The organism is Acetivibrio sp. (genome assembly GCF_035371925.1).
Classification (GTDB): Bacteria; Bacillota; Clostridia; order Acetivibrionales; family Acetivibrionaceae; genus Hungateiclostridium.
The window spans coordinates 1-21,171 of record NZ_DAORXT010000036.1 but is presented as its reverse complement, the minus strand read 5'-3'; the positions used below and the strand labels follow the sequence as shown (position 1 = coordinate 21,171).

At 40.2% G+C, this 21,171-nt stretch carries 22 protein-coding genes; 6 read left to right on the top strand and 16 right to left on the bottom strand.

What is annotated here, in order from left to right:
- Positions 1–10: 10 nt before the first annotated feature.
- On the bottom strand, positions 11–1,969 hold the full coding sequence (gene metG, locus PLH43_RS06755) for a methionine--tRNA ligase (RefSeq protein ID WP_324361403.1): 1,959 nt from the start codon (positions 1,967–1,969) through the stop codon (positions 11–13).
- Positions 1,970–2,293: 324 nt separating this feature from the next.
- Between metG and PLH43_RS06750 the strand changes: the two genes are divergently transcribed.
- On the top strand, positions 2,294–3,340 hold the full coding sequence (locus tag PLH43_RS06750) for a DUF2600 family protein (RefSeq protein WP_324361401.1): 1,047 nt from the start codon (positions 2,294–2,296) through the stop codon (positions 3,338–3,340).
- Positions 3,341–3,344: 4 nt separating this feature from the next.
- Here PLH43_RS06750 and PLH43_RS06745 read toward each other — a convergent pair whose 3' ends face one another.
- Entirely contained in the window at positions 3,345–3,878 is a 534-nt protein-coding gene (locus PLH43_RS06745; protein WP_324361399.1) for a nucleoside recognition domain-containing protein, read from the bottom strand.
- A complete protein-coding gene (locus tag PLH43_RS06740; protein WP_324361397.1) occupies positions 3,875–4,507 on the bottom strand; it encodes a nucleoside recognition domain-containing protein in 633 nt (210 codons plus the stop codon). Before PLH43_RS06740 ends, PLH43_RS06745 begins: the two co-directional genes overlap by 4 nt.
- A gap of 430 nt (positions 4,508–4,937) precedes the next feature.
- Between PLH43_RS06740 and PLH43_RS06735 the strand changes: the two genes are divergently transcribed.
- Entirely contained in the window at positions 4,938–5,177 is a 240-nt protein-coding gene (locus tag PLH43_RS06735; protein ID WP_038290628.1) for an AbrB/MazE/SpoVT family DNA-binding domain-containing protein, read from the top strand.
- 76 nt (positions 5,178–5,253) lie between these two features.
- Here the strand turns inward: PLH43_RS06735 and rsmI are convergent, their stop codons facing one another.
- The 11 genes from rsmI to PLH43_RS06680 form a co-directional block, all read right to left on the bottom strand.
- On the bottom strand, positions 5,254–6,096 hold the full coding sequence (rsmI, locus tag PLH43_RS06730; RefSeq protein ID WP_324361394.1) for a 16S rRNA (cytidine(1402)-2'-O)-methyltransferase: 843 nt from the start codon (positions 6,094–6,096) through the stop codon (positions 5,254–5,256).
- Positions 6,089–6,853, bottom strand: coding sequence for a tRNA1(Val) (adenine(37)-N6)-methyltransferase (locus tag PLH43_RS06725; RefSeq protein WP_324361392.1), 765 nt, complete (start codon positions 6,851–6,853; stop codon positions 6,089–6,091). Before PLH43_RS06725 ends, rsmI begins: the two co-directional genes overlap by 8 nt.
- A 110-nt stretch (positions 6,854–6,963) precedes the next feature.
- The gene (locus PLH43_RS06720; protein ID WP_324361390.1) at positions 6,964–7,134 is read right to left on the bottom strand and encodes a 4Fe-4S binding protein; all 171 of its coding nucleotides are present in this window, start codon (positions 7,132–7,134) and stop codon (positions 6,964–6,966) included.
- A 149-nt stretch (positions 7,135–7,283) separates the two neighbouring features.
- Positions 7,284–8,156, bottom strand: a complete 873-nt coding sequence (locus PLH43_RS06715) for a stage 0 sporulation family protein (RefSeq protein WP_324361388.1) — start codon at positions 8,154–8,156, stop codon at positions 7,284–7,286.
- A complete protein-coding gene (holB, locus tag PLH43_RS06710; protein WP_324361386.1) occupies positions 8,156–9,145 on the bottom strand; it encodes a DNA polymerase III subunit delta' in 990 nt (329 codons plus the stop codon). The genes PLH43_RS06715 and holB overlap by 1 nt, the downstream gene beginning before the upstream one ends.
- 38 nt (positions 9,146–9,183) lie before the next feature.
- Entirely contained in the window at positions 9,184–9,636 is a 453-nt protein-coding gene (locus PLH43_RS06705; RefSeq protein WP_324361385.1) for a YaaR family protein, read from the bottom strand.
- 159 nt (positions 9,637–9,795) lie between these two features.
- On the bottom strand, positions 9,796–10,479 hold the full coding sequence (locus PLH43_RS06700) for a thymidylate kinase (protein ID WP_324361383.1): 684 nt from the start codon (positions 10,477–10,479) through the stop codon (positions 9,796–9,798).
- 24 nt (positions 10,480–10,503) lie between these two features.
- On the bottom strand, positions 10,504–11,931 hold the full coding sequence (locus tag PLH43_RS06695; RefSeq protein WP_324361417.1) for an aminotransferase class V-fold PLP-dependent enzyme: 1,428 nt from the start codon (positions 11,929–11,931) through the stop codon (positions 10,504–10,506).
- Entirely contained in the window at positions 11,931–12,113 is a 183-nt protein-coding gene (locus PLH43_RS06690; protein WP_324361381.1) for a hypothetical protein, read from the bottom strand. The genes PLH43_RS06695 and PLH43_RS06690 overlap by 1 nt, the downstream gene beginning before the upstream one ends.
- A gap of 98 nt (positions 12,114–12,211) precedes the next feature.
- Positions 12,212–14,761 carry a beta-propeller domain-containing protein gene (locus tag PLH43_RS06685; protein ID WP_324361379.1) on the bottom strand — a complete coding sequence of 850 codons (2,550 nt, stop codon included), beginning with the start codon at positions 14,759–14,761 and terminating at the stop codon, positions 12,212–12,214.
- Between the two features lie 245 nt (positions 14,762–15,006).
- Positions 15,007–15,273, bottom strand: a complete 267-nt coding sequence (locus PLH43_RS06680) for a hypothetical protein (RefSeq protein ID WP_324361378.1) — start codon at positions 15,271–15,273, stop codon at positions 15,007–15,009.
- Between the two features lie 194 nt (positions 15,274–15,467).
- Here PLH43_RS06680 and PLH43_RS06675 point away from each other — a divergent pair, with 194 nt between their 5' ends.
- From PLH43_RS06675 to PLH43_RS06660, 4 genes are read left to right on the top strand one after another with little or no spacing between them, the layout of a single operon-like run.
- Positions 15,468–16,241: an ABC transporter ATP-binding protein gene (locus tag PLH43_RS06675; protein WP_324361376.1), complete on the top strand. Its 774-nt coding sequence runs from the start codon at positions 15,468–15,470 to the stop codon at positions 16,239–16,241.
- Positions 16,231–18,288, top strand: coding sequence for an ABC transporter permease (locus tag PLH43_RS06670; protein ID WP_324361374.1), 2,058 nt, complete (start codon positions 16,231–16,233; stop codon positions 18,286–18,288). Before PLH43_RS06675 ends, PLH43_RS06670 begins: the two co-directional genes overlap by 11 nt.
- 27 nt (positions 18,289–18,315) lie before the next feature.
- A complete protein-coding gene (locus tag PLH43_RS06665; protein ID WP_324361372.1) occupies positions 18,316–18,999 on the top strand; it encodes a response regulator transcription factor in 684 nt (227 codons plus the stop codon).
- Positions 18,992–20,017 carry a HAMP domain-containing sensor histidine kinase gene (locus PLH43_RS06660; RefSeq protein ID WP_324361370.1) on the top strand — a complete coding sequence of 342 codons (1,026 nt, stop codon included), beginning with the start codon at positions 18,992–18,994 and terminating at the stop codon, positions 20,015–20,017. The genes PLH43_RS06665 and PLH43_RS06660 overlap by 8 nt, the downstream gene beginning before the upstream one ends.
- 29 nt (positions 20,018–20,046) lie before the next feature.
- Here the strand turns inward: PLH43_RS06660 and PLH43_RS06655 are convergent, their stop codons facing one another.
- Together PLH43_RS06655 and PLH43_RS06650 are read right to left on the bottom strand one after the other, a co-directional pair.
- Positions 20,047–20,811: a hypothetical protein gene (locus tag PLH43_RS06655; RefSeq protein WP_324361368.1), complete on the bottom strand. Its 765-nt coding sequence runs from the start codon at positions 20,809–20,811 to the stop codon at positions 20,047–20,049.
- Positions 20,812–20,948: 137 nt separating this feature from the next.
- Positions 20,949–21,171, bottom strand: a 223-nt coding sequence (locus PLH43_RS06650) for a hypothetical protein (RefSeq protein WP_324361366.1), incomplete at its 5' end; no start/stop codon positions are given.

Below are 21,171 nucleotides of genomic sequence, written 5' to 3'. Positions count from 1 at the left end.
TTAAGCGAACTTATTGAACTTTAGCTCCGCTGTTCATATCTTTGTCAAGGGTCACCAGTACCAAATCCTTGTCATCGGAGGCGGCAAGAATCATTCCCTGGGACTCTATGCCCCTAAGTTTGACCGGCTTTAAGTTTGCCACCAGCACAACGTATTTACCCTTTAACTCCTCGGGAGAATAATGCTTCGCAATACCCGATACCACCTGGCGTATTTCATTTCCCACTTCAATCTTTAGTTTGAGGAGCTTGTCCGCCTTTTCAACCTTCTCAGCCTCAATGACTTTGCCAACCCTCAAATCTATCTTTTCAAAATCCTCTATGCCGATAAACTCATCCTTTGCAGTTTCCTTTTGTTCTTCTTCCTTCTTCGGTTCTCCCTTGTTTTCGGCTGCTGCCAATGTGAGCTTTTCCAGTTCTTCCATCTCTTTTTGGATATCGATTCTCGGGAACAAAGGCTCTCCTTTGTTTACAGCAGCACCTTCGGGATATCCTCCCCATTTCTTGGCACTTTCCCATTCTACATACTTCTTGTCGTCTATACCCAGCTGATGCCATATCTTTTCGGGAGTTTCGGGCATAAACGGCTGTAAGAGTATAGAAATTATCCTGATACTTTCTGCAAGATTGTACAAAACTCCGGCAAGTCTTGCCTTGTTTTCTTCGCTCTTTGCCAGCACCCAAGGCATGGTCTCGTCAATATATTTGTTGGTTCTGGAAATAACCTTCCATATATCGGTAAGAGCCATACTAAACTGCAGCCTGTCAAGAAGTTCCTCCACCTTTTGAGGCGTAGCCATCACAGTATTTATAAGGTCCTCATCAAAATCGCCCGGCTGTCTTTCTTCAGGTATGGTTCCACCGAAGTATCTGTCAATCATGGCGACGGTTCTGCTTACGAGATTCCCTAAATCATTTGCCAAGTCCGAATTTATCCTGTTTATCAACGCTTCATTTGAAAATACTCCGTCGGAGCCGAAAGGAACCTCTCTTAAAAGGAAATACCTGATTGCGTCAACACCGTACTTTTCAACAAGTACAACGGGGTCAACCACATTTCCCTTTGACTTGGACATTTTTCCACCCTCTAAAAGGAGCCAGCCGTGACCAAATACCTGCTTCGGCAAAGGCTCACCCAATGCCATGAGCATTGCAGGCCATATAATTGTGTGGAAACGCACTATTTCTTTTCCCACAAGGTGAACATCCGCAGGCCAATATTTGCGGTAATCCGAATCATCCTCGGACATGTAGTTTAGTGCGGTAATATAGTTGGAAAGAGCGTCAATCCAAACATACACCACATGCTTGTCATCAAAGGACACCGGTATTCCCCAGTCAAAAGTGGTCCTGGACACACAAAGGTCCTCAAGTCCCGGTCTTAGGAAGTTGTTCAGCATTTCATTTTGCCTTGAAACGGGCTGTATAAAATCTGGATTTTCCTCGATGAGCTTTATAAGCCTGTCCTGATACTTGGAAAGCCTGAAGAAATAGCTTTCTTCCTTTGTGAGTTCCACTTCTCTTCCACAGTCGGGGCATTTGCCGTCAACCAGCTGTGTCTTCGTCCAGAAGGACTCACAGGGAGTACAATACCAGCCTTCATACTCGCTCTTATAGATATCACCCTGATCGTAGAGCTTTTTAAATATCTTCTGCACGGTCTTCTCATGCTCACTGTCCGTTGTCCTTATAAATCTGTCGTTGGTTATCTTCAAAAGCTTCCACAATTCTCTGATTCCGGCGACTATCTCATCCACATACTGCTTTGGCGTAACTCCCTTTTCTTTGGCTTTTCTCTCAATCTTTTGCCCATGCTCATCCGTTCCTGTCAGAAACATTACATCATAGCCTTTAAGTCTCTTGTACCTTGCCGCAGCATCCGCCGCAACAGTAGTATATGAATGTCCTATATGTAACTTGTCGCTTGGGTAATAAATCGGCGTCGTAATGTAAAAGGTCTTCTTATCCATCTATTTTCCTCCTTGTACAATAAAGCATTATTCGATAATAATATTCAGACTTATTATTGCCGTCCACATTTGCCATTAATACTAATATACATATATACTGTTCATTTTTCAAGGAGATTCAGATTGACGGACGGATTTTTTCACAATTCTCTCATAATCGCTTTTATACATGCATAAAATGGGAAGAATAATTATTAATAATTATTGAAGCCAAATTATAATTGAAGAATTACCTTTGGTGGAAAAATAATAATATTGGGAATATTTATATAGTACCGCAACTTTTACACGGTAAATTTCAAGAAGCTTGCAAGGAGGAAAATTATGATTATCCGATGCTCTCACGGCCCCAAGCTTATGCTGAAATGTGTCAGCGATATATATCCAAAATCCCGTTCCCTCTTTAGGGAATATAAGATTTTTGAAAACAAATACAGCAATCCGGAAGACATATCTTCATCACTAAAAAAGCTTACATCCGGCGAAGCAGGCATTTACGCGCTCTATCCCGGCGTGAACCTCGACAACGCTCTGGATTTTATAATTTCGTTTCAGGCCATCGATTGTTATATAAATTTGATTTGCAGCAACATCAAGAATAAAGATGAGGCTCTGTTCAGCCGCCTTTATCTCTCATTGAGGGACGCGGTTGACCCTAAAAGAAAAATCTCCGTCGGCTACCTAAACGGCCTTTCCAATGAAGATATCACAATCATAACAAAGCTTATAGAAAGATGCAGAAACCAGGTTGTGATGCTTTCTTCATACAATCTTGTCATAACGCAATTAAAAAAGTTCATTCAAATGTACTCGGACTTTATGACATACTCCCACTTGGACAAAGAATTGAGGGATAAAAAAATCGAGGAATGGGTAAACAGGTATTACAATGAGAATTCGGGCATATCCAAAGGGGAAATTGTTGCCGCATCAGCATCGCCCCTTCTGGTATTTGTCTTGTTCGCTTGTGCCCACGACCCCTATCTTACAAAAGAAGAAGCAGACAATATATGGAATGCGTATTTCCCGTGGATTTGCGGGCTTCATGCACTGCTTCGCCACTTTGTCAATGTAAACGGGCAAATGGAAAATAGCAGTATAAACCTAACCTCTTACTATAAAAATTTAAAAATGTGCGAAGAAAGAATCATATTTTTTATCGAAAAGGCTTTGGAAAGCTGCAACTGTCTCAAATATCCGAAATTTCACAGTACCATAGTCAAAACAATAATCGCCCTTTACCTCTCGGATCCCCAAGCTTATCACGGTATGAACAGGATTGCCAGCACAAATATCATGAAAAAATCCGGCTCTGAGGCGCGCTTTTACTACAACCTGTGCAAATTATTGAGAATTTACGGAAGGCTCTAAGTTATCATCCTCCGAAAACTTTTGTACATATCCATACGGCAGCAATTACACCGACAAAATCGGCTATAAGAGCGGCGGCCAAAGTATGGCGTATATTTTTTATACCTACTGCACCGAAATATACCGCAAGGGTATAAAATATGGTTTCGGTAGAGCCCATGAAGGTTGATGCCACACGTCCCGCAAAAGAGTCCGGCCCATACATTTTAAATATGTCGGACAGCATTGCCAAAGATGCGCTCCCGGAAATGGGCCGAAGAAAAATCATGGGTAAAGCTTCCGTTGGTATTTTTAAGAAGTCGGCAACCGGTTTTACTGCATAGACCAAAAGGTCCAATGCTCCCGAAGCCCTAAACACTCCGACAGCAACCATAAGGCCCACCAGCGGCGGTATAATCCTTAAAACAGTAGTAATACCTTCCTTTGCCCCCTCCAAAAAGACATCATATACCTTTACCCCTCTGTACAGTCCGACACACAAAATAACAAAAAACAATGCCGGTATGGCATAAGAAGACAGTTCTTTTACGACACTCATGCTTTCCTCCGTACCGTTTTATTTTCCAAACCTTTTTTAGTTTGGGATTTACCCTTAGAAAAGGATGACAATATTTTTGCCGCAATGATTCCTGCAATGAAAGCGCAAATGCTCGCCACCCATATGGTACCTATAATTTCGGCAGGATTCTTTGAACCTGCCGCCGCCCTTAATGCAATTATCGTTGCGGGAATGAACTGAATACAGGCTGTATTCAAAACAAGAAACATACTCATCTCATTTGTGGCAGTATCCTTGTTGGGGTTTAGCTTTTGAAGCTCATTCATGGCCTTTATTCCCAAGGGGGTGGCCGCATTGCCCAGCCCCAGAAAGTTTGCCACAAGATTCATGACAATGGCCCCTCCTGCCGGATGGCCCTTCGGTATTCCCGGAAACAAAAACTTCATAACGGGTCTTACAGCTTTTGCAATACCCCTTACAATTCCGCTCTTTTCCGCAACCTCCATCAGTCCCGTCCACAGGCACATAATACCTAAAAGACCTATGCTTATCTCCACAGCACTTTTGGACGAATCCACCACTGCCTGGGTAAGTTCATCAATCCTTCCGTTGATTATGCCGACTGCAAATCCTGTTATAAGCATTGCAAACCAGATGTAATTTAACACATCACAAGCCCCATTTAATGTCATTAATACTAATAATCTATATGAGGATTTATCGGACAATATTCCATGCCCACAACTTCAAATTAATCCACCTATTTCAATTTCTGTGCTATAATTAACTTGTCGAATTTCAGCAAATCGCATTTAAAGAAATTTGCCAGTTATATAATGGCTATATATCCCTTTATTTCCATATCGTTATCTAATCCCCAGTTCTCCTATTTGTTTAGTTTATTATTCGATAAAGTTAATTTAATGCTTATCTGTGACAATATCAAAATTATTACTAGTATTAACTTACAATCTCACCACAAATTTTTATTGAATATTATTGAATTTTTTTAAAATATTGTTGACTATTATTGGTATTTATGGTATCATGGGAAATAAGAAGTTTGTCGAATACTGTATTTTTAGAGGAGGATCAATTATGAAATCTACTGGAATCGTAAGAAAAGTTGATGAATTAGGAAGGGTTGTTCTGCCTATCGAATTGAGAAGGACACTCGACATTGCCGAAAAGGACGCACTTGAAATCTATGTTGACGGCGCAACAATCATACTCAAAAAATATGAGCCTGCTTGTATCTTCTGCGGAAACGCAAAAGATGTTACAGTTTATAAAGGTAAGAACATCTGCCCTGACTGTATGAGAGAATTGAAGAAATAATAGCTTCATAAATCAACATAATTACAAAGAGGACTTGCCGAAAGTCCCTTTTGTTTTTGCTTTTAAGCCCAACTCATCAAATCAAGGCATTGTAAACCTCTCTTCTGCTTATTCCCCTATCGTCTGCAACCTTTTTCATTGCTTCCTTTTTTGAAAGACCCTGATCTATGTAAATCTGATAATGCTCCGAAATACTCATTAAATTCCATTCATTCTTTTTGTCTTCAATCAACTGTTTTTCGTCTGCGCCTTCCACGACAAGGACATATTCTCCCCTTGGCGGTTCACTCTCATACCTTTCTATCGCTTCTTTGAGGGTGCACCGTAAGACCTCTTCAAACTTTTTCGTAAGCTCCCGTGCCAATGCTATTCTTCTGTTTCCCAAAACCTCGTAAAGATCCTTCAAGGTGTAAACAAGCTTGTGGGGAGCTTCATAAAAAACGATGGTTCGTATCTCATCCTTTAATGAATTGATTCGTTCTTTCCTTGCTCTTTTGTTCATCGGCAAAAATCCTTCGAAAACAAACCTTCCGGAAAGAAATCCGGACAGAACAAGTCCCGTCACAGCCGCTACAGGTCCCGGAACCATGGTGAACGGAATTTCATTTTCAATACAGAGCTTTACCATATCCTCTCCAGGGTCGGAAATTCCCGGCGTACCGGCATCGGATACCAGTGCAATGTTCTTTCCCTCCAAAAGCTGCTCCACAAGATAATTGCCTTTTACAACCTTGTTGTGTTCATAGTAACTCACCATAGGCTTTTTTATGTCAAAGTGGTTAAGAAGCTTTATTGTCTGCCTTGTGTCTTCGGCAGCTATAAGGTCTACCTCTTTCAGCACCCGTATTGCCCTTAAGGTTATGTCCTCAAGGTTTCCAATGGGAGTTGCAACAAGATACAGTGTTCCTTTGCTACTCAATGTTCCTTACCTCTCTGCCGTAAATATTGTCTATCTCTTTGGAATAATTACCGTTCTCGTCATAAACGTACAACGGCTCCATCATCTTAAGCTGGACTCCCCCCTGCCTTGCACCCTTTATAAGCAAAAGGTTTGCTTTTTTGTGGGGAGCCGGATGTACAAATTGCAGGTACTTTGGCTCTATAGAGTACTTTCTCATAAGCCAAACTATGTCCACAAGCCTGTCGGGCCTGTGAACCATTGCAAACTGCCCGCCAGGCACCAGCAGTTTTGACGATGCCTTTATTACGTCTTCCAAAGTGCACTTTATTTCATGCCTTGAAATTGCCTTTGTATCGCTTATATTTAAAAGCCCTCCTCCCTGGTTCATATAAGGAGGGTTTGTAACCACAACGTTGAACTTTGATGCTCCAAACATCTCAACACTGTTTTTAATGTCTCCGCATACTATCTTTACACGGTCACCAATATTATTGAGCTCTACACTTCTTTGAGCCATTTCGGCCATCTCTTCCTGAATCTCAAGCCCTGTTACGGACTTTGCCTCGGTTTTTCCGGCAATCAGAATTGATATGATACCGGTACCAGTGCCAAGGTCAATTACAGCATCACCTTTTTTTATGTCTGCAAAATTTGCCAGCAATACAGCATCAAGTCCGAAGCAAAAACCGTCTTTCTTTTGAATTATTTTTAGCCCTTTACACTGTAAATCATCTATTCTTTCATTCTCATACAATTTTATTTCCAAACCAAACACCTGCATTCATCTTGTATCAATATCAAAATTTTGGGATACCTCCGCTTTGAGGCATAAAAAAGAGGTCAAAGAAAGGCATATGCCCTTTTCGACCCCTTTTAGACACACTATTATTTCTGTTGTGGAGCATCAACAGGGCAAACATTCGCACAGGCCCCACATTCTATACAAGCGTCAGCATCTATTATATAAACGCTGTCTCCTGCTGAAATACAAGATACCGGGCATTCAGACTCGCAAGCACCGCAGCTGATGCAAGCATCACTTATGAAATATGCCATTGTATGGTACACCTCCTATACATATTTGCCTTTAGTAAGCTTAAAAGTAAAATAACCTACTGACTTTATAATTTTACCACTAAAATAGTGGAATGCAAACCACTTTTTTTTATTCAAAGGCAAATTTATTCGCAAGCCTTGTGGCAATGTCAATCTTCGAGCTGCTTTAACTCATCCAAATCTATTTCTTCCTCCGGCTCTTCACGGGTTACATCTTTTATGATCTTTACCTCCGATGCCTTGTAAACCTTAAGATCGGTTTCATTGTCCCGGTCAAGCTTTACCTTCACCAGTTCTTTTAACAAGCTCACTGACATTACGACCCCCTGGCCTTCAGGAGTCTCTACAATAGCCCCCTCTTTCGGCACTCTGGAGATTATTTCCTCATATGCCTCCTGCTCATATTTCAAGCAGCACATAAGCCTTCCGCAGGCACCGGATATTTTTGTGGGATTCAAGGACAACCCTTGCTCCTTCGCCATCTTTATGGAAACGGGCTGGAATTCGCCAAGGAACGAATTGCAACAAAGAACACGGCCGCAAACTCCCAAACCTCCCATCATTTTGGCTTCGTCCCTTACACCAATCTGCCTTAGCTCGATTCTTGTCCTAAAAACCGAAGCAAGGTCTTTTACCAGCTCCCTGAAATCCACTCTTCCGTCTGCGGTAAAATAAAACAGTATCTTGTTGTTGTCAAAGGTATACTCCACATCAATCAGTTTCATTTCCAGATTGTGATTTGAGATTTTCTGAAGACAAATATCAAAAGCTTCTTTTTCTCTTCTCACATTATCCTCATGATGCTCCTTGTCCTCTTCCGTCGCAACCCGGATAACCTTCTTTAATGGAGCAACTATTTCTTCCTCGCCGACCTCAGTGTTTGGCACTACAACCTGACCAAACTCAATTCCTCTTGCCGTCTCTACAATTACATTTTCATTTAGATTTATCTCTAAATCGCCGGGGTCAAAATAATATATTTTCCCCGCTCTTTTAAATCTTACTCCAACCACCTTTACCATTATGCATTTTCCTCCTGAAGCTTCATAAGCATAACCTCTATAGCAAGCTGATAATTTGCGTTCTGTTCCAGATTATTCCTTGTCTTTTCTATTATATCTATATTTTTCAACAGTTTTCCAACAGAAAATTTGCCCGTGTTCTTTAATATGATATCCTTTTTATCAGAATTAATCAACAATTTTTCATTTCCATATTTCCCGACTACAAGCAAATCTCTGTAAAACAAGAGCATGATATCCAGTATGGAGTCCACACTGTCTTTGTTCTCGTCAAACATCCGGGAAATATCCAGCAAATTCTCAAAATCGGAACCGGAAAGCTTAATTACTGCATCAATAGCTTTTTCCCGAAGCTCTTTGAACTCTTCCGACTCCATAAGCTTTATAGCCCTGCCAATTACCCCGTCGGCATATGAGGCTATAAAATCCGCTTGCTCAAAGTCTCCTCCTGCCCTATTTATAATAAATCTCTTTACCTCGTCAAAGGTATTTTTTTTAAAGTCAATCCTTACACTCCTTGAACGTATAGTCTCTAAAAGAGCCTCATAATTTGATGCCGCAAGTATAATAACCGCATATTCCGGCGGCTCCTCAAGGGTCTTTAAGAGACAATTCTGAGCCTGAGGGGTCATTTTCTCCGCTTGCCGGATTAAATACACCTTTCTTTTGGAATAAAGCGGTCTTACGCATATGTCATGCTGCAAATTCCTTATCTCCTCAACACCTATGCTTAAACCTTTGCATTCCAAAACGCTAAAGTCGGGATTGGTTCCATTTTCAAAAAGACGGCAGGATTGACAACTGCCGCAGCTTTTATCCCCCGTATTGTCCGAGCACATCAATACGGATGCAAAAATCTTTGCAACCGTACTCTTTCCTATTCCCTCAGGTCCGTAAAATATATATGCATGTCCTATCTTGTCGTTGTTTATCAATGTTTTAAGGCCTTCAACAACATCTTTTTGGCCGATAATTGCGTTAAAATCCACAACACACCCCTGCCATAACAAAATACTTTTGCAAAAGATTACAACATAAGGTCCAAAACAAGACCTCTTATATCCTCAATTCTTTGCAGTATGTTAATGTTGTCCCCCTCGGAATCAAGAACTTCTTTTGTCAGCTCATCCAACTCAGCATTTATTTTCTTTACCGTAGCATAAACTTTGTATCTGCCCCTTCTGTCAAGATAGCTGTCCTTTGAAAACATATGGGAGTGGTGCAAGACTTCATCCAGAAAATCGGAAATAAGCCTTTTATAAATCTTAAGCTCCCTTACATCTACCTTCTGGCTGAGTTTTTTCCCCTGCTCCTCAATCTGACTTACCAGAGCACGGATTCTTTCCTCATGATTGCGATTGTCAAATTCCTTTAAATGCCTTTTAAAATTGGCTCCATTGCTGTCGGCCACCTTCTTCGGTTCATGTCCGGAAATCTCACGCAGATCCGTCGTCTTGCTGGTGCTTTCTCCAATCTTCATAGCTTCTCACTCCATTTGCGGAAGTTTGATTTATTACTCCGGTAAAGCCTGTAACATAACAAATGTCGCCTTAAGCCTGCATAAACAAAAGCATTTTTCAGTTCTATTATATTTCAGTTCTATTATAATAGTTGAAATCCATAACTTCAACAAAGGCCTTTACTTACTGATTATCCCACTTACGGCTTCATAAACCTTCTCTTGAATTTCATCTATCTTTTTTAAATTCCCATTTTCCACGCAATTAATCATAATCCAGTTATATTTTTTGGCAATATACAGGGAATTCCTGTAAGATTCCATTAAATATTCATCATTTCTCTCGTGTATATCCTTTTTCTGCTCTCCGGTAAACTTGTTTGCCCTTTCCTTCATAAGCTCTTTGCTGTAAGAAGGAGGCATGTCCAAAAATATAACACAGTCGGGCACCGGAAGCTTGTAAATTCCAAACTCGAAATTCCACAGCCAGTCAAGAAAGCGGTCTTTTTCCTCCAAATCCTTTATTTTTGCCGCCTGATGCACCATATTGGAGGTGGTGTATCTATCGGCAAGAATTATCCACCCGTCATTATAGGCCTGCCCCCAGTCAGTCCTGTAGGATGCAAACCTGTCCACCGCATAAAATGTGGATGCGACATAGGGACTTACATCATTGGGATTTTTCCCGAAATCACCGTTTAAATACATTTTAACCAAAGCTGAAGAGTCACTGTCATAGTTGGGAAAAGTAATTTTTCTTACTTTATGCCCCTCCTCCACCAGCCGTTCATACAGCTTGCCTGTCTGAGTCGCTTTTCCGCTGGCATCGGCCCCGCTCTCAATTATTATTAGCTTGCCTTTCATAAAAATCCCCTTTACATGGTTTTGCTAGTCAATCACATCAACCTCTAGGCTTGAAGATACCCCGTTTACCGCACCGCCGGCTTCAATAACTCTCATGACGTACTCAGCGATATCTTTACTTATAACTTCCCCCGGACATACTACCGGTATTCCCGGCGGATATGGAGTTATCATAGCTCTGCTCACAAACCCTACGGCATCGGAAAGCTTTCTTTTTACAAAACCCCTGTGCATGACAGCAGCCAGCTCCATCCTTTGCTCCGGTATATTCAAGCCGTCTATCTCCAATTCTCTTTCCAAATTTCTTTGCGTACCCTCATTTTTAAGGCATTGAGCCATATGGAGAAATGCCCTTTGAAGCCTCATTATATCTTCTAGGGTGTCCGCTACGGTAGTAATGCACACAACATTATATAAATCGGACATTTCCACCTGAATATTATATTGATTTCTTAAAACTTTTTCAATTTCAAAACCGGTTTTTCCTGTATTTCTTACATTGATAACAACTCTGGTTCTATCAATTTCTCCTATATTTATATCGTCAACGGAAAGAATTCGAAAAACACCATTCTCTAAAAGCGCTCCAGAAAGTATTTCCACCCCTTCAAGCACCCTGTTGATATTTTCTTCGCCGCTTGACTCCATAATAGCACGGGCAATATCCAGATGGGCCATTATGATATATGACGGACTTGTGGTCTCTAAAAGAGACAAGGTAAATTCCAGCTTTTCGATATCAACTCTGCTGCCTTTGACATGAAGGTATGCCCCTTGAGTGAGTGCCGGAAGGGTTTTATGGGCACTCTGAATGCAAATATCCGCTCCATATTCCACGGAAGACGGAGGGAGCTTCGTTGAAAATTTCAAATGCGCGCCGTGGGCCTCGTCAACAATCAGTACCTTGTTGTATGAATGGACCAATTCACTTATGGACTTTATATCCGAGCATATCCCATAATAGTTTGGTCTCGTTATGTAAACTCCAACAGCGTCAGGATTTTGTATAAGGGCCTTTTCAATTTCTTTTTCCAAAACAATTGAAGGAATGCCAAAAGAACCGTTAAACTCCGGTTTTACATATACGGGAACTGCCTTAGAAAGCATCATGCCGGAAATAGCAGACTTGTGGCAGTCCCTTACAACTATAATCTTGTCTTGGGGTTTACAAAGAGTCATGATTGCCGCCTGAATTCCACAGGTTGAGCCATTTACCAGAAAAAAAGTCCTGTCGGCCCCGAAAGCCCTTGCCGCCAAATCCTGAGCTTCTTTAATTATCCCCGTCGGGCAGTGAAGACTGTCGAGGCCTGGTATCTCCGTTAAATCCAGTAAATACAAGTCCCTCAAAAACGGTAAAGATATACCTTTTCCAAGCTTGTGTCCCGGCATATGGAAAACAGTCGGGCATGAGTCGGAATATTTTTTTAATGCATTATAAATAGGGACATTCATTATTTTTGAACCAGCCATGCTGATGTCACCCTATGGTCAGGGTACATTTCAGCAACAATCTTTTTGGCTTCCTTAATGCTCGAAGCATGTACTTCTTCAATTTCCTTTGTATCAAATTTCGAGCATGTTTTCTTGTCCGTATGCCAAACCCTGTATAGTCTGTTCCTTTCGCCAGCTTTCATTTCCTTGTTCCCCCAAATTACAAAATATTATTAATTTATTATACCATTAAATATGTTAATAAAAAGTTAACAAATTATGAATTATTATTACAACCTTCTTAATTTTTTGGAATATCTATGCTTCCAATCTCTTTCATATCCCAAAGTTCATTAGCTTTAACCGTTCTTTTTGACAGTGTATATAGGGTGTCCCCGATATACAAAATTCTTTCCACATACTTTTCCGGATCATAGTAGTATATGGATTTCTCAAGTTTTTCATCCGATATATGGGTAATTTTCCCTTTCAGTTCGAAGCCGTTTTCAGTATCAATTTTATAAACGTATGCTCCCTGGAAGGCAAACTCTCCGTACGCTAGCGAATAATAATCTTCGTCATCGTCTCTTACTTCCATAACTGTCACAGGGAAGGCAAGAAGATTTTTATTTTTTGAAAACAGCAGTGCCTTGTGATTGTTTAAAACCTCCGATTCGGTGCCTCTGTCCCCAATAATTTCAGAGAACTTTTGAATTGGGTTTGTTACATCGGTAACATCAAACAGGGCTATTTTCATACCTTTATAATATGCACCACCATCGATTTCCACAGTATCCTTTCCAAAACCGATTATATGATTTTCATCATAAGGATGCAGATAATCACTATAACCCGGTATCTTTAAGGCTCCAAGGATACTTGGATTTGAAGGATCTTTCAAGTCTATGACAAACAGAGGGTCCACAGTCTTGAAGGTTACTACATAGCCCCTGTCTCCCATAAACCTTACCGAATAAATCATTTCTCCCGGTGCCATATCCTCAACTTTTCCGGTAATATTCATGGTGTCATCCAATATATAAACATTGTTCTTTGACATATCGTAGCCTGATGACCACGCATTTCCTACCGTTGTGGCTATGCGGAAAAATCCGTTGTATTCATCCATTGAGAACTGATTTAATATTCTTCCGGGAACCTCGCCTTTGCTCAAGTAAGTAACTTTTGCTCCATTAAGGGAAAATTTGTATACTGTTGTGATTTCTCTATTCACATATACATAGTCAGCTTCCGGTTCTGCCACCCTTTTGTTTGAAACAGTTGCATCTGGATCATCACTTATACTGTCTTCATAATTCATCTCCTCAACAGGAAGAGCTCGAACCAAGCCGTAATTATATTGGCCAACCGATACATAGAGATTATCCCTGGATGCATATATGTTCTCCCCTGCACCAAGGTAGGTCTGGACATTTACTTCTTCATTGTCCGTTATATCAAAAGCAGCTATGTTCATGTAGTTTGGTTGAGAAGAATTTGGAAAATATCTTATTTGGGTACATTCCATATTAATATATTTTTCCGATACGGCACTATCCCTATATTTAGGAGTTAAATTGCTTACGTCTTTTTCTGCATAATAGATGTTCGGATACATATTTGAAACAAGATAAAGGACAGAGTCTATTTTCCTTGAAGAAACATAGTTTCCTTCAACTTCAACTTCCCTGAGTTTCTTAATGTCCGTTCTGTCACTAATATCAAAAACTATTGCTTTTACAGTATTTTGAGTCATGCTGCCAAAAAATCTGTCAAAAATCTTCAATCCTGAAGTCTTCACCGGTACTTCTTCATAATAGTTTCCTATGGCAACCAAATAATCTCCATCCACATATAATTCCTGGGGATAAAAGTTACTATTTTCAAAGTTCAGGATGCTCTCTATTTTCATTCCCGAAGCCGAATAAACATTTCCGGCAACAGTATCATATGCTTTGATGACAACCACCCGGTTATTGTTTATCTGGTATATATATTTGCCGTCGGTCTTAACAACATCTGCCTCATCCACTCCCTCAACCTGTACATTTGTAGTAGAATAATCCAAAGCTTCTGTTTTCTTGTTCATTGAGCCTTCAGCAGCGGCAGGAGCAGCAGCAGAGTCCTCTACAGCACCGTAAAAAAGCTCCTTTTCAAATATGGAATTTGTCCAACTCCTTCCGCCATAATTTGCTCCGTAAGCTTTAAGCATCTTTTTGAGGTCTTCGGCTGAGCCTACACGCGGAAGATTGTTTACTCTTGCGATAACTTCGTCAATCATTCCCTTGTCCTTAGATACGTCAAATATGTCTTCCCTGTTGCTTATAATAATAAGTCCTCTATCATAGAAAACCTTCTTGCCCAGCGCTTCTACAAGACTTCTTAACGGAAGGTAAGTTCTGCCTTCGCTTATTTCGGGAGCCACATCCAGCTCTTCATTTTTGCCTCCCACCTTCATGGTCTTGTTTCCGATAATAAGCTCTACAACTTTGTCGTTCATCTTCACAGTAACTTTGGAATTCTGTTGGTCCCAATCAACCTTAGCACCCAGGCTCTCCGATATAAACCTCACAGGTACCAAAGTTCTGCCGTTTTTGATATATGGCTTTACATTGGCATTTGTTGAATCAACCTGTTTTTCAGCATTGTCAGCAATAGCTATAGGGCTTCCTATGTACAATGCAATGGCGCCCTTTAATCTATCCTCTATGCTCTTGCCGTCCATGCTCTCATTCTCTATGCCCTTCTGGTCTTTTCCACTTTTTGTATTGTCAGCAAATGACATACTTAAAGGTATAATTATCAAAGCAAGCATAACTGTTATGCACAGAATATTTATAACCTTTTTCATAATAAGTACTCCTTTCGATTTTGCTTTGTATATTTAGTAAAACGGATTTGAACCAAAAAAAGTTCCCATATCCATTTATTCTTTTTCATCACTATCCATAAATACCCTTTTATCTTGTCACTTCAGTATATTTTAAATGCTTTGGGTTTGTTTTAACTTAATCCAATGTATCTTTCTGTATTTTTTAAAGCTTTCTTTCAATGTGAGACTCAATTGGCTAAATATTATAACGTTGAGGCATATAATTATATTTCTATTTCCATCCCATCATAAGAAAACACTATATTCAAATGCCCGTACTGTTTTTCCGGCAGGCAATATTCATCATACGACATACCGTCAGACTCTTCCAAATGGGTGAATATTATTTGTTTTGGCTGATAGTGCTCTATCAAAGGAATAACATCCCGTTTAAAATTGGTGAAAACATCATCAATGTAGTTTATGTAGCCGACTCCTAAAAGCATAACATCAACATTTTTTAAGATATCGATATTTTTTGATATATACATTGTGTGGCACGGACAATAGAAAAATTTAAACACATACGTGATTCATACCTTATTGTAACATAAGATACCTCAAAATGGAAGGCAAAACAGTTTTATTAATCAAATATTTAATAAGGAAACTTTCATTGAGTGTAAGTGTTTATCTGAAGCTGTAGATGATAAGATATATCTAGAAGCTAAAGGAGGCATACAATATGAAGAGCATTCTTGAAATCGAAAATTTATGTAAATATTACGGAAAACCGGAAAATCAGACAAAAGCATTAGATGGCGTTACATTTCAAGTTATGCAGGGAGAATTCCTTGGCATTATGGGAAGCAGCGGCTCAGGCAAGTCAACTCTCTTAAATTGCATTGCGACTGTAATCCAGCCTACCGGCGGAAAGATTATTATGGAAAGAAAGGAAATTCAATCACTGAAAGGTGGCGATTTGGCAGACTACAGAGGAAAACATATCGGTTATCTGTTTCAGAATTTTGAGCTTTTGGATAATTTGACGGGCCGGGAAAACATTCTCCTTCCCCTTTCTCTTCATAACGTTCCCAAAAGCGAAAGCGATAAGAGGATTACGGAGCTTGCTTCATATTTGGAAATTACAGATGTATTGGACAAGTTTCCCTCTCAAATGTCCGGCGGTCAGAAGCAAAGAGTTGCTGCTGCCAGAGCAATGATTCTAAATCCAAGTATTATTTTGGCAGATGAACCGACAGGAGCATTGGACTCTAAAAATGCAAAATTACTGATGGAAAAACTTCTGGGCCTAAATCAAGAGTATAATGCCACTATATTAATGGTAACTCATGATTCCAATGCAGCAAGCTACTGCAAGCGAATTCTGTTCATTCAGGATGGAATGATTTTTCATGAGCTCCGTAGAAATATTCCCGAAGAATCTCAGCAGGCATTTTATGAGCGCATCTTAAAAGTTATGGCACAATTGGGAGGTGGAACTGCAAATGTTCTTTGAGTTGGTTTCACGTAACAGTAAAAGAAGCAGAAAAGAAAACGGATTGTTTTTTGCATCCCTTCTGATATCCATAGTTGCGTTTTATAATATTTTGTCTTTGTCAAAGCAAGACGTTATGATTTTTCTTACAAAGCTGGAAAGTGATGCTGTAAGCAAACTTCTTACCATGATACCGTTATTTTACGGAATGACATTATTTATTCTGTTCTTTCTGGTCTATTTCGCCAGCAAATTTCAATTGGAACGGCGCAGGCATGAATTCGGTGTTTATCTGATGATGGGAATGCGCCGCTCGAAATTGTTTTTTATGTTACTGGCAGAAGATTTTCGCAGTAGTATAATGGCGCTTTTCATGGGATTGCCGATTGCAATTTTATTATCGGAGTTTATCAGTTTGGTAACCGCGCGCCTTGTAGGACTCGGTATTGTAGGGCATCAAACTTCAATTTCCTTTCAGGCTGTCTTGTGGACGGCTATCGGGTTTTACCTCATTAAGTTGATAGCTTTTATTATTCTGAGCGGTAAAATAGCACGCCAGGAGATAGGTTCGTTACTTGTGGAGACACCGGAAGGTGCAAAAAAGGACTTGCCCTCCATTGTTTATGCCTTGGCATTGCCGGTTGGTGTTATTTTCTTGGCGGCTGCATACGGCATGGCAATCAGCGGCCTGGCTTGGCATGAAGTTGACAAAATGGGGCTTACTCTAATCCTCGGATTTACCGGCACATTGTTACTGTTTTTTGGTTTTCGTGTAATTATGGACTTTTTGGCAAAACGCAGCGGTAATGACCAAAAGCTTCTGGCCTTTACCTTCCGGCAGCTTCAGGAAAATGTCATTCACCGCTCCACGACATTGGCTATCAGCTCCCTTTTGATTTTGGCGGGATTATGCTGTTTTGGTGCAGGTGTGGCCATTGCACAGTTTTATGGTGAGTCAGAAGAGCATGTTTTAGATTATACCTTTGATAGTACTTCACAGGATATGGCTGTTGTCAAGGAAGCTTTAGCATCTCAAAAGCTAGATTCATTATTTTCTGAGCTGTTTGAGATGAGAGTAGGGTATATTCGATTGGCAGAGGATTATAGCAATGCATTTCAGATGAATTCTGTAATGGAATATTTAGCCCGGATGCCGGAGAGCGACGACAGAAATGTTCTCCTGAATAATTTTAGTTATGAGACGTATCCCCATTTGATTTCTCTCTCAGGCTATAACCGGCTTTTGTCTATTGCAAAAAAGCCCACTATTGAACTTATGGATGGTGAGGCAGCCGTTTACATGGATACCGGGTTTGTTTCACCGGCCAAATTAGAAATGCTAAATCAAATTTTAGCTCAAAATCCCGAAGTTCAAATCGCCGGGGAGAATTATCACCTCGTCGGTACTGTTCAAAGTACAGACCTTGTAACAGACAGTTCCATCACATTATCCTTCGCTTTGATTGTGCCGGATACGGATTTTGAACGTTTTACCGTAAATGATTATGATATTTACTTAAATGCTGTTTTAAATCCGAAGCAAGTTGCCGGCAAAAGTCTTTTAAGAGCTATATTAGAAGCAAATGAGAAGCTCGATGCTGCAGGTCTAATCTACGAAAGCTATTTGCAGAATATGGGCCGTCAGCTGTTTTATATAGTTGCTGCAAGCTATATAACAATCTATTTGGCTATTATTTTTCTAATAATAGCCAATACTATCATCGGAGTTCAATTCCTTACATGGCAGCAAAAAACCGGCAGGCGATACAAGACTTTGATTCGTCTGGGTGCCTCGTATGAAACACTATGCTACTCAGCAGGAAAACAGATTAGGTGGTATTTCGGCATCCCCACAGCTGTTGCGGCAATTAGCAGCATTTTCGGCATTCGGGCACTGTTTAGTGGCTTGTTATCCTCAAGAGCTAAAAATAATATTCCTGCAATGATAATGATTTCCGCAGCTATGGTGTTGCTGCTTTGTGTGGTAGAATGTATCTATATGGTTGCGGTCAAAAAATCCGGCAATCGTTATATTCTGTCACTCATGGTACCGGAACGGGAAGAATGAAAAAATTTTGAGGAAGGGAGAGAAAGCATGAAGTATATTGTTATTGTGGAAGACGAAGTATTTATGCGTGAAGAATTAAAAGATATGCTAAGTAAAGCCGGATATAAAGTTGATGCGGTTGAGTCCTTTGAAAACGTAACAGAGCAACTACTTTCACTTTCTCCCGATCTCATTTTGCTGGATTTAAATCTTCCCTGTGTCAGCGGTTTTCAGATTTGTAGAGAGATAAAGCAAAAAAGTGCAATTCCTGTGCTTGTTTTGACTTCCCGGGATCAGCTAAGGGATGAACTTCATGCCCTGGATTTAGGTGCAGATGAATACTTGACAAAGCCGTGCAGAAAAGAGCGCTTGCTTGCACGAGTGGCGAATGTCTTAAAACGGTATGAAGGCCGCACCAATCTTTTGGAGGGCGCTGATTTCCTCTTGGATCGTCAGACATATACGCTGTATATTCATAATCAGTCTGTTATTCTTCCTAAAAACCAGGGAAAATTATTGGAGGTTTTTCTAATTCAAGGACAGGATATTGTTACAAAGGATGACTTGTGCCTGGCTATTTGGGGAACAACCGAATTTATCGACGAAAATGCTCTGCAGGTTAATTTGACCCGATTGAAAAAGACAATGTCAAGTTTAAAAATGCGCCAAAAGATAGTATCCGTACGCGGAGTCGGGTATAAGCTTACCATGGAGGAAAATTCTTATGAATAAGAATTGGAAGATTTTTAAGCAGTATGCTCCCTGGCTGGCATTGTTGTTATGTGTAGACTCTCTTTCCGCAATCCTCCTATGGCTTGCGGATGTACAATCCTTTTACGCATTAATGGGCTTTATTATCCTTGCGACATTGCTTCTGTTTTCTGTGGTATTTGTAGTGGTCTGTAATCATGAGCATAAAAAGAGGCAGGCTTTTGAAAGCTTTTTGAGTAGTCCGGACGACATCAACGAAAAATCACTCCTAAAATTATGCAGCGATGCAGAAAAGGAAATGATTCTCTTGTTGGGACGGGTACTGCGTGAAAAAAATGATTCCATCGAACAGTTATTGACCCGTGTATTGGATTATGAGGAATATGTAGAAGCCTGGGCTCACGAGACCAAGACCCCTCTTTCTCTACTTACAATGCTATTGGACAACCGAAGGGACGAACTACCTGAAAATTTTGCGTTCAAGCTGGATTATATACGAAATCGAATGCAAGAGTTTATCAACCAAATGCTGTTTTATTCCAGATTAAAAGGAACTCAAAAGGATTATCTGTTTGAATTTATAAATCTTCATACGTGCATTGATGAAGTATTGGACGATTATCTGCCATTGTTGGAAGAAAAGCGCTTTCAGATTAAAATGCAGGTTCCGGACATATTCGTATATTCCGACAGAAGAGGACTTGCTTTTTTGATTAGCCAGGCCATCAGCAATTCCATCAAGTACAGCTCTGACACCTCCCCCCAGTTATGCATAAAAGCCGTTAGAACCGACTTTAATTACGTTTTGTCCATCAGTGACAATGGAATTGGAGTGCGTAGCTGTGACTTGCCGTATATCTTTGAGAAAGGCTTTACCGGCGATTCGGGGGATGGGAGAAAAAAAGCCACCGGTATGGGGCTGTATCTTGCAAAAGAAATCGCAAAAGATCTCAATATATTTTTGAATGTTGAATCCGAATGGGGAAAAGGTTTTACAATGAAAATTCTTTTCCCCATTGTAGACGAACCGCGCACTTGAATGATTTTTCAAGTCCTGTTAATTGTCATTTACTTCTCTTCAAGCCTGAATGTCACTTGCCAGTTCCCCTTGGTATACATCCCGCTCGTAACAAAAATTCCGTAAAGCGAATATTCTCCTATCTCCGATTTGGGAATATCAAATACAAACTCGTCGTAATGTACCCGGTTGTCACTATCAACATTTTCGCTAAAACTAACATTATAAATACACTGGACATCCTTTCCGCTCTTGTCGTTAAGGAAAAAGTATCCGTGGTTATCCTTTGTCAAATTATTTACAACAGATGTTTGAATATGAAGCAGGCCGTCCACATATCCAATACCCGTAAAGTCGATTCCTTCAACCGGAAAATCCATTGGGGATGATGGTGCAAGAACTTTAGTTTTACTTCCATAACCATGGAAAACATATTCTTCGTATTTTGGACCGCCTCCTCCACCGGGAGGAACTTCCTTCGTATATGGCGCATCGTCAATATTAGTCAAATCTACCGGTATGGGTATCTCATCGTATATTCTCTTGTCACTTAAAAATTCCCTGGCAGAAAAAGTTATTTTATCCCCAACGATTTTTTTGTTGCCCCACTCTGTTATGGATATAAGAAAAGTTGCCGTTCTTGTTGCCTCGTCATAGCCCACAAGCTCGCAGGTCGCCGAGCTGTCAAACGGGCGTTTGATGGAATAGCTGTCGTAAAGGTCTATTGTCTCATCTATGCGTTCCCCTACAAGGTCCTGCATTGTAATATAAATTTCCGCTACGTTATCATGAATATATGCCGATACAACTTCCATATAACATTTTCCACATCATCACCCGTACACAAAGACTTTTGTTCCACAATTTAAATCCCCCTTTCACCATAAGTACCTTTTGGCGGGATGAAAAGCTGCACTAAAATTAAAAATATACTATCATTTCCTTTGAGATTTTAATAGCTCCAACATTTATTAGCCATATTTTTACAATTATTGTCCGGTATAAAAAGTACTATGCTTTTAAACAGGACTTTACAAGACTGAAAATAAAAGCTCGGGACATCGAATCCCTTCGCTTTTGCCTCTTTCATTTCATTCCAAGAGGCCAAATAAAAGCTCGAGACATCGAATCCCTTCGCTTTTGCCTCTTTCATTTCATTCCAAGAGGCCAAATAA

Coding starts and splice junctions, on each gene's coding strand:
- metG (WP_324361403.1), bottom strand. CDS start 1,969: ATGGATAAGAAGACCTTTTACATTACGACGCCGATTTATTACCCAAGC.
- PLH43_RS06750 (WP_324361401.1), top strand. CDS start 2,294: ATGATTATCCGATGCTCTCACGGCCCCAAGCTTATGCTGAAATGTGTC.
- PLH43_RS06745 (WP_324361399.1), bottom strand. CDS start 3,878: ATGAGTGTCGTAAAAGAACTGTCTTCTTATGCCATACCGGCATTGTTT.
- PLH43_RS06735 (WP_038290628.1), top strand. CDS start 4,938: ATGAAATCTACTGGAATCGTAAGAAAAGTTGATGAATTAGGAAGGGTT.
- PLH43_RS06720 (WP_324361390.1), bottom strand. CDS start 7,134: ATGGCATATTTCATAAGTGATGCTTGCATCAGCTGCGGTGCTTGCGAG.
- PLH43_RS06715 (WP_324361388.1), bottom strand. CDS start 8,156: ATGGTAAAGGTGGTTGGAGTAAGATTTAAAAGAGCGGGGAAAATATAT.
- PLH43_RS06705 (WP_324361385.1), bottom strand. CDS start 9,636: ATGAAGATTGGAGAAAGCACCAGCAAGACGACGGATCTGCGTGAGATT.
- PLH43_RS06700 (WP_324361383.1), bottom strand. CDS start 10,479: ATGAAAGGCAAGCTAATAATAATTGAGAGCGGGGCCGATGCCAGCGGA.
- PLH43_RS06695 (WP_324361417.1), bottom strand. CDS start 11,931: ATGAATGTCCCTATTTATAATGCATTAAAAAAATATTCCGACTCATGC.
- PLH43_RS06690 (WP_324361381.1), bottom strand. CDS start 12,113: ATGAAAGCTGGCGAAAGGAACAGACTATACAGGGTTTGGCATACGGAC.
- PLH43_RS06685 (WP_324361379.1), bottom strand. CDS start 14,761: ATGAAAAAGGTTATAAATATTCTGTGCATAACAGTTATGCTTGCTTTG.
- PLH43_RS06680 (WP_324361378.1), bottom strand. CDS start 15,273: ATGTATATATCAAAAAATATCGATATCTTAAAAAATGTTGATGTTATG.
- PLH43_RS06675 (WP_324361376.1), top strand. CDS start 15,468: ATGAAGAGCATTCTTGAAATCGAAAATTTATGTAAATATTACGGAAAA.
- PLH43_RS06670 (WP_324361374.1), top strand. CDS start 16,231: ATGTTCTTTGAGTTGGTTTCACGTAACAGTAAAAGAAGCAGAAAAGAA.
- PLH43_RS06665 (WP_324361372.1), top strand. CDS start 18,316: ATGAAGTATATTGTTATTGTGGAAGACGAAGTATTTATGCGTGAAGAA.
- PLH43_RS06660 (WP_324361370.1), top strand. CDS start 18,992: ATGAATAAGAATTGGAAGATTTTTAAGCAGTATGCTCCCTGGCTGGCA.
- PLH43_RS06655 (WP_324361368.1), bottom strand. CDS start 20,811: ATGGAAGTTGTATCGGCATATATTCATGATAACGTAGCGGAAATTTAT.